Source organism: Clostridium sp. AM43-3BH (genome assembly GCF_003479985.1).
Taxonomy (GTDB): Bacteria; Bacillota; Clostridia; order Lachnospirales; family Lachnospiraceae; genus Otoolea; species Otoolea fessa.
This window is the reverse complement of record NZ_QUIH01000009.1, coordinates 24,789-37,596: the sequence shown is the minus strand read 5'-3', so window position 1 is coordinate 37,596 and position 12,808 is coordinate 24,789. Positions and strand designations below refer to the sequence as shown.

Below are 12,808 nucleotides of genomic sequence, written 5' to 3'. Positions count from 1 at the left end.
AGGGTTAAGGATATAGAAAGAGCGCATCCGCGTACACAGAAAAACAAGCAGGACAGGCGGCAGAAAAGCTGGATTGGACGGCGGTAAATGTGTATAGAGGATGGGCTCTTTTCGCATTTTAAACTTCTTTTGAAGCGAGTTTGTAACTGCTCAGTACCTTCACAGTTACACGAGTTTTTCAAATTGGAAAAGAGTTCTGGAAAAAAGAAGAATCTATAGAAATATATAAAAATTAACAAATATAAAAATCATCACAGATATTAGGAGGAAATCATCATGGCAAACATTTATAAGGGAACACTGGGACTGGTAGGAAACACACCGTTAGTTGAGGTTGTGAATGTTGAGAAAGCGCTGGGACTGGAAGCAACGGTTCTGGTAAAACTGGAGTATTTAAACCCGGCTGGAAGCGTGAAGGATCGTATTGCAAAAGGCATGATTGAGGATGCAGAGAAGAGAGGTGTCCTGAAAGAGGGTTCTGTCATCATCGAGCCGACTTCCGGCAATACCGGTATCGGTCTGGCGTCCATCGCAGCAGCGAAGGGATATCGCATCGTCCTGACGATGCCGGAGACGATGAGCGTGGAGCGCCGCAACATTCTGAAAGCGTACGGTGCAGAGATTGTCCTGACTGAGGGCGCAAAGGGCATGAAGGGCGCGATCGAGAAGGCAGAAGAGCTGGCAAAAGAGACACCGGGCAGCTTCTTAGCCGGTCAGTTTGTCAATCCGGTCAATCCGGCGGTTCACAGAGCAACCACTGGTCCGGAGATCTGGAATGATACCGACGGAAAGGTTGATATCCTGATCGCAGGTGTTGGTACCGGCGGAACTCTGACAGGTACCGGCGAATACTTAAAATCCCAGAACCCGAATGTGAAAGTCGTAGCGCTGGAGCCAGCTTCATCCCCGGTATTAAAGACAGGCAAGGGCGGCGCACACAAGATTCAGGGTATCGGCGCCGGATTTGTACCGGATGTACTGAACACTAAGATTTATGATGAAATTTTCGAGGCGGAGAATGAGGATGCATTTGCGGCAGCAAAACTTCTGGCACACAAAGAGGGCATCTTAGTCGGTATTTCCTCCGGCGCAGCCCTGCATGGTGCGATTGAGCTGGCAAAACGCCCGGAAAATAAGGGGAAAACCATCGTAGCGATTCTTCCGGACAGTGGTGACCGCTATTATTCCACACCACTCTTTACAGAGGACTAAGAGACTAATTATAAGAGACTAATTATAGAAATAGGACTTCCCAGAATGCAGGGAGAGTGTTATAATTAACAGAAAATGAGTGACTGGTTACGTGCGCGTGAACGGTAACAAAACAGCAGAAAAACACAGGACCCGTTTGTTTGGCAGAGCACTGTCAGCGCGGATCCTGTGCTTTTGTTTCATTTCATGAGAATTGTGGTTACTGCACACGGGTAGGCACATTTTTTACATTCTTTTTCTTAAAGAGGATTTTGCAGATAACGGATACAGGAGAATATACAATGAAAACGATTACGATTGAGGAGCTGGAAGCGTTAAAGGATGCGGAGAAGACGATCGTGGACATCCGCCCGCAGGACCAGTATATGCGCGGAACTTTTCCGGGGGCGGTAAGCCTCCCGGCGTCCCGGCTGGAAGAGCAATATGAGGAAGAAACAGCCAGGTTAGACAAAATGCATCCAGTGTACGTGATGTGCCATACCGGTGAGAAGAGCCAGGAGTGGGTGCGTCGTCTGACCGGAGACGGATTTGACGCGGTTAATGTGGAGGGTGGTTACCGTGCGTGGCTGCGCCTCTCCCTCTCACGCTTCGTGGGCGGAGAATCCGAGGCGGATCGAGAGGAAAAACGGGCGAGAATTGAGCAGAGTATTATAAAAAAATTCCGCAAGCCGATCTGGCGGGCGTTTACGCGGGCGCTCAACACCTACGACCTGATTCAGGAGGGCGACAAGATCGCAGTCTGTATCTCAGGCGGCAAGGATTCCATGCTGATGGCGAAACTTTTCCAGGAATTGAAAAAACATGGAAAATTCCAGTTTGAAACCGTTTTTCTAGTGATGAATCCGGGCTACAATGCGGATAACTGGAAGATCATCCAGGACAATGCGAAACTTCTCGGCATTCCGCTGACGGTATTTGAGAGCGATATTTTCGACACGGTGGCGACGATCGAACAGAATCCGTGCTACCTTTGTGCCAGAATGCGACGCGGTCACCTCTATGCACAGGCGAAAGCGCTGGGCTGCAATAAAATTGCGCTTGGGCATCATTTTGATGATGTGATCGAGACGATCCTCATGGGAATGCTGTACAGCGGCAAGATTGAGACGATGATGCCGAAGCTGCACAGCCAGAATTTCGAGGGCATGGAGCTGATCCGCCCGATGTACCTTATCAAGGAAGATGCGGTCAAGGCGTGGCGCGATTACAACGGACTGCAGTTTATACAGTGCGCGTGCCGTTTTACTGAAAATTGCGTGAGCTGCGGAGGCGGACGCGGTTCCAAGCGCGATGAGATGAAGGAATTGATCGCCCATTTCCGCAAGGAGAGCGACGTGATCGAGAAAAATATCTTTAAGAGTGTCCACAATATCAACTTAAAGACTGTGATCGGTTACCACAGGGACGATTGGACGTACAATTTCCTGGATGATTATAATGATAAAAAATAACTTGCCGAATGGGGTAAAGTAGAGTAAAATAAAAAAGAGTAGTTTACCTGCACGCATGGATCCGCAGAGTGACAGAGCGCGGCGGGTATTTAAAAGGACGTGAAGACAAAATGGGTGATATCAGCAATACACAGTTTTTTAGAGCAGTACAGGAAGAGAAGAAGCTGGAGGCAAGCCAGGTTCTGGAACAGGTATATACAGCGCTGACGGAGAAGGGTTACAACCCGATCAATCAGATTGTAGGATATATTATGTCTGGAGATCCGACCTATATTACCAGCCACAAGAGTGCCAGAAGCCTGATTATGAAGGTAGAGCGTGACGAAATTCTGGAAGAGCTTGTGAAGGTATATATTGAGACGAAGCTTCAGTAAAGAGTGGATGCAGCACGGCAATTAAAAAGCGGAAGAGTAAACAGCTGGCGACAACAGTCCAATATCTGACGGGCTGCCAGCTTGTTTTGTTATGGAGAAAATAGAATATGAGAATTATGGGGCTTGATTTTGGATCGAAGACCACGGGAGTGGCAGTCAGCGATCCGTTAGGCATTACAGCACAGGGGATTGAGACGATCACACGGAAGGATGAGAACAAACTTCGCCAGACCTGCGCCCGGATTGAAGAGCTGATCCGGGAATACGAGGTTGGGACGATTGTTTTGGGGTATCCTAAAAATATGAATAATACGCTGGGAGAGCGCGTTGAAAAGACGCTGGCATTTAAAGAGATGCTGGAACGGCGGACGAACCTTCCGGTCGTTATGTGGGACGAGCGCCTGACGACGAATGCGGCGGAGCAGATTCTGATCGAGAGTGGAGTGCGCCGGGAAAACCGGAAGAGCGTGATTGATAAGATTGCGGCAGTATTGATTTTGCAGGGATATTTGGATTTACAGGCACAAGGAAAAGCGGAAGAATAAATTATCAGTGATAAAAATCAATGATTGAAAATAAAGAATAGAAGGAGAATCATAGAATGGGAAACCTGGATTCAATGTTAGATGAACTGAATAATATGGAAAACAGCATCACGCTGAGGGATGAGAACGGCGAGGAAGTGAAGCTGTATGTCCTGGAAGAGACAAAGTTAAATGGCGAGTCCTATCTGCTGGCAAGTGATACGAAGGACGGCGATGGAGAGTGCTATCTGTTGAGAGATACATCAAAGCCGGAGGATGCAGAAGCAGCTTACGAATTTGTGGACGATGACGGAGAACTGGAGTACATGTCCAAGGTGTTTGCGGAGCTGATGAGCGATCTGGGCGTTGATATCGAATAAAAATCTAAAAATCGAATTTTTGGAGGTGCATTGATTGAAAAAGGAAACAAATCATAATAAGGTAAAGATCATACCGCTCGGTGGTCTGGAACAGATCGGTATGAATATGACTGCCTTCGAATATGAAGACAGCATTATTGTAGTAGACTGCGGTATGGCATTCCCGAGCGACGATATGCTGGGAATCGATCTGGTTATCCCGGATGTATCCTATTTAAAGAACAACATTGACAAAGTCAAGGGCTTTGTGATCACGCACGGACATGAGGACCATATCGGCGCGCTGCCGTATGTACTCCGCGATGTTCCGGCACCGGTATACGGCACCAAACTGACGATCGGACTGATTGAGAATAAATTAAAAGAGCATAATATGATGAAGACCGTCCGCCGCAAGGTCGTAAAGCACGGACAGTCCATCAATCTCGGATGTTTTCGGATTGAGTTTATCAAGACGAACCACAGTATCGCAGATGCATCGGCGCTTGCGATCTTCTCCCCGGCTGGTATTATCGTCCACACCGGCGACTTCAAGATCGATTACACACCGGTATTCGGTGAACCGGCGGATCTGCAGCGTTTTGCCGAGCTTGGAAAGAAAGGCGTGCTGGCGCTGATGTGTGACAGTACCAACGCGATCCGTCCGGGATTTACGATGTCGGAGCGCACCGTCGGCAAGACCTTTGATTCGATTTTTGCAGAGCACAAGAACAACCGGATCATCGTTGCGACGTTTGCTTCCAACGTAGACCGTGTCCAGCAGATCATCAATACGGCATACCACTATGGACGTAAGGTAGTGGTCGAGGGTCGAAGCATGGTCAATGTCATCGGCACGGCGAGCGAACTTGGATACATTAATATTCCGGAAAATACACTGATCGACATTGAACATCTGAAAAATTATAAGAAAGAGGATACCGTCCTTATCACGACCGGCAGCCAGGGCGAGTCTCTGGCGGCACTGTCCCGTATGGCGGCAGACCTGCACAAGAAGGTTTCGATTATGCCGGGCGACGTGGTTATTTTAAGTTCCACCCCGATTCCGGGCAATGAGAAAGCCGTTGCAAGAGTTATCAACGAGCTGTCGATGAAGGGCGCAGAGGTTATCAACCAGGATACCCACGTATCCGGACATGCCTGCCAGGAGGAGATCAAGCTGATGTACTCCTTAGTTCGTCCGAAATTCTCGATTCCGGTACACGGTGAATACCGCCACCTGATGGCGCAGCGCAACCTGGCAATCTCAATGGGCATTCCGAAGGAAAATGTCATCCTGATGCGCTCAGGTGATGTGATCGAGATCGGGGACGAGGGCTACCGTGTTGCCGACCATGTACAGGCGGGCGGCATCCTGGTCGATGGTCTGGGCATCGGTGATGTCGGAAATATCGTTCTGCGCGACCGCCAGAACCTGGCACAGAATGGTATCATTATTGTGGTACTGACGTTGGAGAAATACAGCAACCAGCTCTTAGCGGGACCGGATATCGTGTCCCGAGGTTTCGTCTATGTGCGTGAGTCCGAGGATCTGATGGAAGAGGCACAGAGAATCGTGGATGAAGCCGTACAAGGCTGTCTTGAGAAGCACGTGAGCGACTGGGGCAAGATCAAGAACATTATCCGCGACAGCCTGAGTGATTTCCTATGGAAGAAGATGAAGAGAAATCCGATGATTCTTCCGATCATCATGGAAGTGTAGAAGACTGCAAAAGCAGCACGGAGGTGGAATATGAGCCGGAGATCTGGGGAACCCCATATCGCAGTATCAATTCTGGACAGTGTGTTCCGGATCGTTTTTCTGGTACTGACACTGTTTCTGCTCTATGAGGGCGCAACGAAGGGTTACTGGCTGGGGCATGAGATATTTAACCCGACCGCAGTTGAGGCAGAGCCGGGAAGAATGAGAACGGTTACCATCGAGGAAAGCGAAAGCACCTCCGAGGCAGGCGAAGCGCTGGAACGCGTCGGTTTGATTAGGAGCCGCGTGGTCTTTGTGCTGCAGGCAAAGATTTATGAATACAAGATATATCCGGGAACCTATCAGTTCAGCACCGCCCAGACTTCTCTGGAGATGCTGAAGGAGATGGATGAGGCGGCAGCTTCTGCCGCCAGCCCGGAGGAGGATAAAAGTGATAGTAAATGACAGAATTACCGCCTATATCCAGTCGTTGGACGCGGGCAACGGACCGCTGCTCGACTCGATAGAGGAAGAAGCGCTGGCTGACTGCGTGCCGATCATCCGCAGGGAGACCTCCGCATTTCTGAAAACACTGATTGCTCTCAAGCGCCCGCAGTCGATTCTGGAGGTAGGAACGGCTGTGGGCTATTCGGCTTTACTGATGAGCCGTGTGATGCCGGAAAACTGCCGGATCACGACGATTGAGAAGTACGAAAAAAGAATACCGATTGCCAAGCGCAATTTTGAAAGGGCAGGAAAAGAGCCGTGCATTACTTTACTGGAAGGCGATGCGGAAGAGATACTGGGGACGCTTTCCGGCCCTTATGATTTTATATTTATGGATGCGGCTAAGGGGCAGTATATGCACTGGCTGCCTCAGATTTTGCGTCTGCTGCCGTCCGGCGGCGTTCTTCTGTCGGACAATGTCTTACAGGACGGCGATATCGTGGAATCCCGCTATGCGGTCGAGCGCCGCAACCGGACGATCCACACGCGGATGCGCGATTATTTATATGAACTGACACACATGAAAGAATTTGAGACGTCTGTCATTCCGATCGGGGATGGCGTGGCGTTAAGTGTAAAGCGATAAAAGAAAGGAAAAACATGAGAAAACTGGAACTTTTAATCCCGGCGGGCAGCCTGGACGTCCTCAAGACGGCGGTCCTTTACGGAGCCGATGCGGTCTATCTGGGCGGCGAGGCGTTTGGTCTGCGGGCAAAGGCGAAGAATTTTACGAACGAAGAGATCAAAGAGGGCATTGCGTTCGCCCATGAGCGCGGCGTCAAAGTATATATTACAGCAAATATTTTTGCACATAATGATGATTTAGCCGGTGTGGAAGAATATTTCACAGAACTGAAAGAAATCAAGCCGGATGCGCTGATTATTTCCGATCCGGGTGTTTTTGAGATTGCCAGACGCATTCTCCCGGAGATGGAGATCCATATCAGCACACAGGCAAATAATACAAACTACGGGACGTTCCTTTTCTGGTATAAACAGGGCGCGAAGCGCGTGGTAACGGCGCGGGAGCTGTCCTTGAAGGAGATTCGCGAGATCCGCGAACATATTCCGGAGGATATGGAGATCGAGAGCTTCATCCACGGAGCGATGTGCATTTCCTATTCAGGACGATGTCTTCTCAGCAATTTTCTGACGGGGCGCGACGCGAACCAGGGCGCCTGTACTCATCCGTGCCGCTGGAAATATGCGGTGGCGGAGGAGACAAGACCGGGCGAGTGGATGCCGGTCTATGAAAATGAGCGCGGCAGCTATATTTTCAACTCCCGCGACCTGTGCATGATTGAGCACATTCCGGAGATGGTCGAAGCAGGAATCGACAGCTTCAAGATCGAGGGACGCATGAAGACAGCACTCTATGTGGCAACCGTGGCGAGAACCTACCGAATCGCAATCGACGATTATCTGGAAAGCCCGGAAAAATACCAGTCCAAGATGGAGTGGTATAAGAGTGAGATCCGCAAATGTACCCACCGGGAATACATCACTGGATTTTATTTCCATAAACCGGGTACCGAGTCGCAGGTATACGGAAGCAATACTTATGTAAAACCGTACACCTATCTGGGAACGGTCGGCGCTGTGCGCGGGGATGGCCTGGTTCATCTGGAGCAGAAGAATAAATTCAGCGTGGGAGAGACGATCGAGATCATGAAGCCGGACGGACGTAACCTGCGTGTGGAAGTGAAAGGCATCTTTACTGAGGATGGAACCGCGCAGGAGAGCGCACCGCACCCGAAGCAGCAGCTCTGGGTAGACTTAGGCGGTATGGCAAAGCCGCAGGATATCCTGCGGCGTGAGGACGAAGCGCTGGATTTGTAAAGGTGCGGCTGGATGGACATCAGGAGGATGACAGATGGTTTGGTTTTTAGGAGGAACGGCGGTCCTGTGCCTGTTATATTATATCATAATTGTTATTTATTCAGGTGTTTCGACTTCGTTTGCCTTGATCTGGCCCTGCTTGGCGATCTTTTTGGGACTTCTGGCGGCTGGATGGTGGTTTGGCAGCCAGCATGAGGGCAGAATCCCCGTGTGGATCGGCGTTTCCGTCGGGACAGTATGTGCGGCGGGATTTCTGATTCTGGTGATCACGGAGGTTTTGATCGGCTGGAGCGCCATTACGGCGACGGGACAGCCGGCGGACTATGTGATCGTGCTGGGAGCACGTGTGCGCGGCACCAAGATCAGCAATTCCCTAAAGCAGCGTCTGGATCGGGCGATCGAGTATTCGGAGGAATATCCGAACACGGTTCTGGTGCTTTCCGGCGGAAAAGGTCCGGGCGAGGAGATCAGCGAGGCGCGGGCGATGTACGAATATTTACAGTACAACGGGATTCCGGAGGATAAGCTGCTGATTGAAGACCAGTCCTCCGACACGGTGCAGAACATCGAGTTCAGCCGGACGGTGATCGACCGGCAGGAATACAACAAGGCGCAGGCGGCGCGGGCACACCTGATGGAGTTTTACCGTGAGCGCCCGGACGGCGATACCATCCGGATCGGGATTCTGACGAGCAATTACCATGTGTTCCGGGCGGAGTCGATCGCGCGCAGACAGGAGATCGAGCCGGTCGGTGTGGCAGCTGCGTGCGACCCGGTGCTGGCGGTGCACCTGTGGCTGCGGGAGGCATTTGCCGTACTAAAAGACAAATTTATGGGAAGACTGTAAAAAAAGAAGAAAAAAAGGTGCGATTCAACGTTACTGGTCACGTATGCGTGAACAGTAACGATTCAACAGATGTCTGTATGCGCTGTGGAATCGTTTTAGAGAAAGGAAAGACAGCATGACAGTAAAAGATTTGAAGAGCTATCAGATCCTGAACGAAAAATACGTAAAAGAGCTGAATTCCGAGGGGATTCTTCTGGAACATAAGAAGACGGGAGCGAGAGTGTTCCTACTCTCGAATGACGATGAGAATAAGGTATTCTGCATCGGATTCCGCACCCCGCCATCTGACAGCACGGGTGTGCCGCATATCATGGAGCACAGTGTTTTGTGCGGTTCGGCGAAATTTCCGGTCAAGGATCCGTTTGTAGAGCTGGTGAAGGGCTCCTTAAATACCTTCTTAAACGCGATGACCTACCCGGATAAGACGGTATACCCGGTTGCAAGCTGCAACGACAAGGATTTCCAGAACCTGATGGACGTCTATATGGACGCGGTTCTGTATCCGAATATCTATAAAGAAGAGAAGATTTTCCGCCAGGAGGGCTGGCATTACGAGATGGAGTCGGCGGACAGCCCGATCACGGTAAACGGTGTCGTTTACAATGAGATGAAGGGTGCATTTTCCTCCCCGGAGGGCGTGCTTGATCGCTACACGCAGAACACGCTTTACCCGGATACCTGCTATACGCATGAGTCTGGCGGCGCCCCGGAGGTTATCCCGGAGCTGACCTATGAGGATTTCCTGAATTTCCACCGCAAATTCTACCATCCGTCCAACAGCTTTATCTATCTGTACGGAAATATGGATATGGCAGAGAAGCTGGACTGGCTGGATCGTGAGTATTTAAGCCACTATGACCGTCAGCCGGTGGATTCTGAAATTCACTACCAGAAGCCGTTTGACGCGCCGAAGGACCGTGAGATCTTCTATCCGATCACTGAGGATGAGCCGGAGGATCACGCAACCTACCTGTCGGTTAATACGGTGGTGGGCGACGATCTCGACCCGATTCTCTACATGGCATTTCAGATCCTGGAGTATGTGCTTTTGGATGCGCCGGGCGCCGTTTTAAAGAAAGAACTCATCAGCGCCGGGATTGGCCAGGATATCCTGGGAAGCTATGAAAATGGTATTTTACAGCCATATTTTTCTGTCATTGCGAAAAATGCGGATGGCAGCCAGAAAGAGGCATTTTTAAAGACTGTCAAGGGAACGCTTAAGAAGCTGGCAGATGATGGCATCAACCAGAAGAGCCTGATGGCGGGCATCAACTACTATGAATTCCGCAGCCGTGAGGCGGATTTCGGCAACGCGCCGAAAGGATTGATGTACGGCTTGCAGTGCTTAGATAGCTGGCTGTACGGCGGCGATCCGCTGATGCACCTGGAATATGAGGAGACATTTGCATTCCTCAAAAAAGCAGCAAAGGAAGGATATTTTGAAGAACTGATCCGCAAATATCTCTTAGATAACCCGTTTGAGGCGGTGATCACGGTCAGCCCGAAGCGGGGACTGACGGCGATCGAGGATGAGAAGCTGCGTGAAAAGCTGGAAGCATATAAGAAGAGCCTGGGCGCGGAGGAGATTCAGGCAATCGTGGATGGCACGAAAGAGCTGAAAGAGTATCAGGACACCCCGTCCCCGAAGGAAGATTTAGAGAAGATTCCGCTGTTGAAACGCTCAGATATCCGCAAAGAGGCGGAGAAATTTATCCTGACCGAGCGCGAGATTGGCGGAACCAAGGTGCTGGCACATGAGCTCTTTACCTCAGGCATCGGTTATCTGCGCGTGATGTTCCGTACCGACCATGTACCGTCCAGGGATCTGCCGTATGTGGGACTTTTGAAAGCAGTGCTTGGATTTGTCGATACGACGAAACACACATACAGCGATTTGTCGGATGAGATCAACTTAAATACCGGCGGTATCACGCTCAGCGTCAGCTCCTATGCGGACAGCCGGAAACAGGGCGCGTTTACCGGTATTTTTACCGCGAGTGCCCGGGTGCTGTGCGAGAAGCTGGACTTCGGATTTTCAGCGATCGCGGAGATTCTGCTTGATTCAATCCTTGATGATGAGAAACGTCTCGGCGAGATTGTGGCGGAGACGAAATCGAAGAGCCAGATGCGTTTAAATCAGGCGGCACATTCAGCGGCAGTGATGAGAGCCAGCTCCTATTTTTCGGCAGAATCGGCATTTGACGACTGCACGGGCGGAATCGGCTTCTACCAGTTCCTTGAAGAGACGGCAAAGCACTTTGAGGAGAAAAAGGGCGAGGTGATCGCGAAATTAAAAGAGACGGCGGCACGTCTGTTTACGAAAGAAAATATGCTGATAAGCTACACGGCAGCAGCCGACGATCAGGCAGGGCTTGAAGCAGCGCTTCCGCTTTTAAAAGAACGTCTTCCACAGGGCGACGGAACCGTTTATCCGTTTGAGTGGAAAAAAGAGAACTTAAACGAGGGCTTCATGACCTCCTCCCAGGTCAATTATCTGGCGCGCTGCGGCAATTTCGTGGAGAAAGGGCTGGCATACAAGGGCACGCTGCGGACGCTGAAAGTCATTCTCGGATATGATTATCTGTGGATCAATGTCCGTGTCAAGGGCGGCGCTTACGGCGTCATGAATGGAGCCGGACGGTTTGGCGACAGCTATTTCGTTTCCTACCGCGATCCGAACCTGCGCGAGACGAATGAGGTTTACGAGGGCATCGTGCCGTATCTGGAGCAGTTTGAGGCAGACGAGCGTGATATGACGAAATTCGTGATTGGAACCATCAGCGACCTTGATGCGCCGCTTCTGCCGCCGTACAAAGGCATTCGCGCCGACGCGGCCTGGTTTACCGGCGTGACGGATGCGATGGTTCAGAAAGAGAGAGACGAGATCCTGGCAGTTACCCCGGAGGATATCCGGGAGCTGGCGCCGATTATCAGGGCAGTGCTCAGTGAGCAGAGCATCTGTGCGATTGGAAATGCAGAAAAAGTCAAGGCAAATCAGGATCTGTTTAAGACGGTGAAGAATCTGTTTAACTAAACAAAATGCAAGTGAAAGGAAACAAGATGGCAAATACAGATACAAAAGAGTTTAAATCTGGCTTTGTGACCCTGATCGGGCGTCCGAATGTCGGCAAATCTACGCTGATGAACCACCTGATCGGACAGAAGATCGCGATCACATCTGAGAAGCCGCAGACGACCCGGAACCGTATCCAGACGGTTTACACAGACGAGCGCGGACAGATCATTTTTCTGGACACACCGGGTATCCACAAGGCGAAAAACAAGCTGGGCGAGTACATGGTCAATGTCGCAGAGAATACGTTAAAAGAGGTTGACGTGATTCTCTGGCTGGTAGAGCCGACCACCTTCATCGGGGCAGGCGAGCGTCACATTGCAGAGCGGCTTTCGAAGATCAAGACGCCGGTTATTCTGGTTATTAATAAAATTGATACGGTCAAATCGAAGGAAGAGATTCTGACCTTTATCGCGGCATATAAGGATATTTTGAATTTTGCGGAGATTATCCCGGTTTCGGCTCTCAAAGAGATGAATATCGAGGATGTCAAGAGCAGTATTTTTAAATATCTCCCGGCAGGTCCGCAGTTTTACGATGAGGATACCGTCACCGACCAGCCGATGCGCCAGATCGCAGCGGAGCTGATCCGCGAGAAAGCGCTTCGGATGCTGGACGACGAGATCCCGCACGGCATTGCAGTTGTCATCGACCAGATGAAAGAGCGCCCAAACGGCATCATCGACGTGGATGCAACGATCGTGTGCGAGCGCGATTCCCACAAGGGCATCATCATCGGAAAAGGCGGATCGATGTTAAAACGTATCGGAACCGCTGCCCGGATGGAAATTGAAAATCTGATGGACACGAAGGTCAACCTGAAACTCTGGGTTAAAGTGCGCCGGGAGTGGAGAGACAGCGATATGTATATGAAGAATTACGGATATAACCCGAAAGAAATTTAAGTGAGGGAAGGAAGG

At 50.5% G+C, this 12,808-nt stretch carries 12 protein-coding genes; all 12 read left to right on the top strand.

The features are described from left to right. Positions 1–276: 276 nt before the first annotated feature. Positions 277–1,212 (top strand): cysteine synthase A, encoded by a 936-nt coding sequence (cysK, locus tag DW931_RS13775; RefSeq protein WP_118467412.1) that lies wholly within the window; start codon positions 277–279, stop codon positions 1,210–1,212. Positions 1,213–1,493: 281 nt separating this feature from the next. Beyond that, positions 1,494–2,663 (top strand): ATP-binding protein, encoded by a 1,170-nt coding sequence (locus DW931_RS13770; protein ID WP_118467414.1) that lies wholly within the window; start codon positions 1,494–1,496, stop codon positions 2,661–2,663. Between the two features lie 110 nt (positions 2,664–2,773). Next, the gene (locus tag DW931_RS13765; RefSeq protein ID WP_022359731.1) at positions 2,774–3,037 is read left to right on the top strand and encodes an IreB family regulatory phosphoprotein; all 264 of its coding nucleotides are present in this window, start codon (positions 2,774–2,776) and stop codon (positions 3,035–3,037) included. A 107-nt stretch (positions 3,038–3,144) separates the two neighbouring features. After that, positions 3,145–3,582: a Holliday junction resolvase RuvX gene (gene ruvX / locus DW931_RS13760; protein WP_118293431.1), complete on the top strand. Its 438-nt coding sequence runs from the start codon at positions 3,145–3,147 to the stop codon at positions 3,580–3,582. Between the two features lie 56 nt (positions 3,583–3,638). Next, positions 3,639–3,941: a DUF1292 domain-containing protein gene (locus DW931_RS13755; protein ID WP_107001592.1), complete on the top strand. Its 303-nt coding sequence runs from the start codon at positions 3,639–3,641 to the stop codon at positions 3,939–3,941. Between the two features lie 34 nt (positions 3,942–3,975). Continuing rightward, positions 3,976–5,643, top strand: a complete 1,668-nt coding sequence (locus DW931_RS13750; RefSeq protein WP_022359733.1) for a ribonuclease J — start codon at positions 3,976–3,978, stop codon at positions 5,641–5,643. Positions 5,644–5,673: 30 nt separating this feature from the next. Beyond that, positions 5,674–6,087 carry an aminodeoxychorismate lyase gene (locus tag DW931_RS13745; protein ID WP_107001591.1) on the top strand — a complete coding sequence of 138 codons (414 nt, stop codon included), beginning with the start codon at positions 5,674–5,676 and terminating at the stop codon, positions 6,085–6,087. Beyond that, complete coding sequence (locus DW931_RS13740; protein ID WP_022359735.1) at positions 6,074–6,715, top strand: O-methyltransferase; 642 nt, start codon at positions 6,074–6,076, stop codon at positions 6,713–6,715. Before DW931_RS13745 ends, DW931_RS13740 begins: the two co-directional genes overlap by 14 nt. Before the next feature lie 14 nt (positions 6,716–6,729). Beyond that, the gene (locus DW931_RS13735) at positions 6,730–7,968 is read left to right on the top strand and encodes a U32 family peptidase (protein WP_118467416.1); all 1,239 of its coding nucleotides are present in this window, start codon (positions 6,730–6,732) and stop codon (positions 7,966–7,968) included. A gap of 34 nt (positions 7,969–8,002) precedes the next feature. Continuing rightward, positions 8,003–8,815 carry a YdcF family protein gene (locus tag DW931_RS13730; RefSeq protein ID WP_118481873.1) on the top strand — a complete coding sequence of 271 codons (813 nt, stop codon included), beginning with the start codon at positions 8,003–8,005 and terminating at the stop codon, positions 8,813–8,815. A 115-nt stretch (positions 8,816–8,930) separates the two neighbouring features. Further along, complete coding sequence (locus DW931_RS13725) at positions 8,931–11,849, top strand: insulinase family protein (RefSeq protein ID WP_118481872.1); 2,919 nt, start codon at positions 8,931–8,933, stop codon at positions 11,847–11,849. A gap of 26 nt (positions 11,850–11,875) precedes the next feature. Beyond that, positions 11,876–12,793 (top strand): GTPase Era, encoded by a 918-nt coding sequence (gene era / locus DW931_RS13720; protein ID WP_118481871.1) that lies wholly within the window; start codon positions 11,876–11,878, stop codon positions 12,791–12,793. Positions 12,794–12,808 lie beyond the last annotated feature (15 nt).

Excerpts from the sequence above, each read along its gene's own strand:
- cysK (WP_118467412.1), top strand. The coding sequence starts at position 277 with ATGGCAAACATTTATAAGGGAACACTGGGACTGGTAGGAAACACACCG.
- DW931_RS13770 (WP_118467414.1), top strand. The coding sequence starts at position 1,494 with ATGAAAACGATTACGATTGAGGAGCTGGAAGCGTTAAAGGATGCGGAG.
- DW931_RS13765 (WP_022359731.1), top strand. The coding sequence starts at position 2,774 with ATGGGTGATATCAGCAATACACAGTTTTTTAGAGCAGTACAGGAAGAG.
- ruvX (WP_118293431.1), top strand. The coding sequence starts at position 3,145 with ATGAGAATTATGGGGCTTGATTTTGGATCGAAGACCACGGGAGTGGCA.
- DW931_RS13755 (WP_107001592.1), top strand. The coding sequence starts at position 3,639 with ATGGGAAACCTGGATTCAATGTTAGATGAACTGAATAATATGGAAAAC.
- DW931_RS13745 (WP_107001591.1), top strand. The coding sequence starts at position 5,674 with ATGAGCCGGAGATCTGGGGAACCCCATATCGCAGTATCAATTCTGGAC.
- DW931_RS13735 (WP_118467416.1), top strand. The coding sequence starts at position 6,730 with ATGAGAAAACTGGAACTTTTAATCCCGGCGGGCAGCCTGGACGTCCTC.
- DW931_RS13730 (WP_118481873.1), top strand. The coding sequence starts at position 8,003 with ATGGTTTGGTTTTTAGGAGGAACGGCGGTCCTGTGCCTGTTATATTAT.
- DW931_RS13725 (WP_118481872.1), top strand. The coding sequence starts at position 8,931 with ATGACAGTAAAAGATTTGAAGAGCTATCAGATCCTGAACGAAAAATAC.
- era (WP_118481871.1), top strand. The coding sequence starts at position 11,876 with ATGGCAAATACAGATACAAAAGAGTTTAAATCTGGCTTTGTGACCCTG.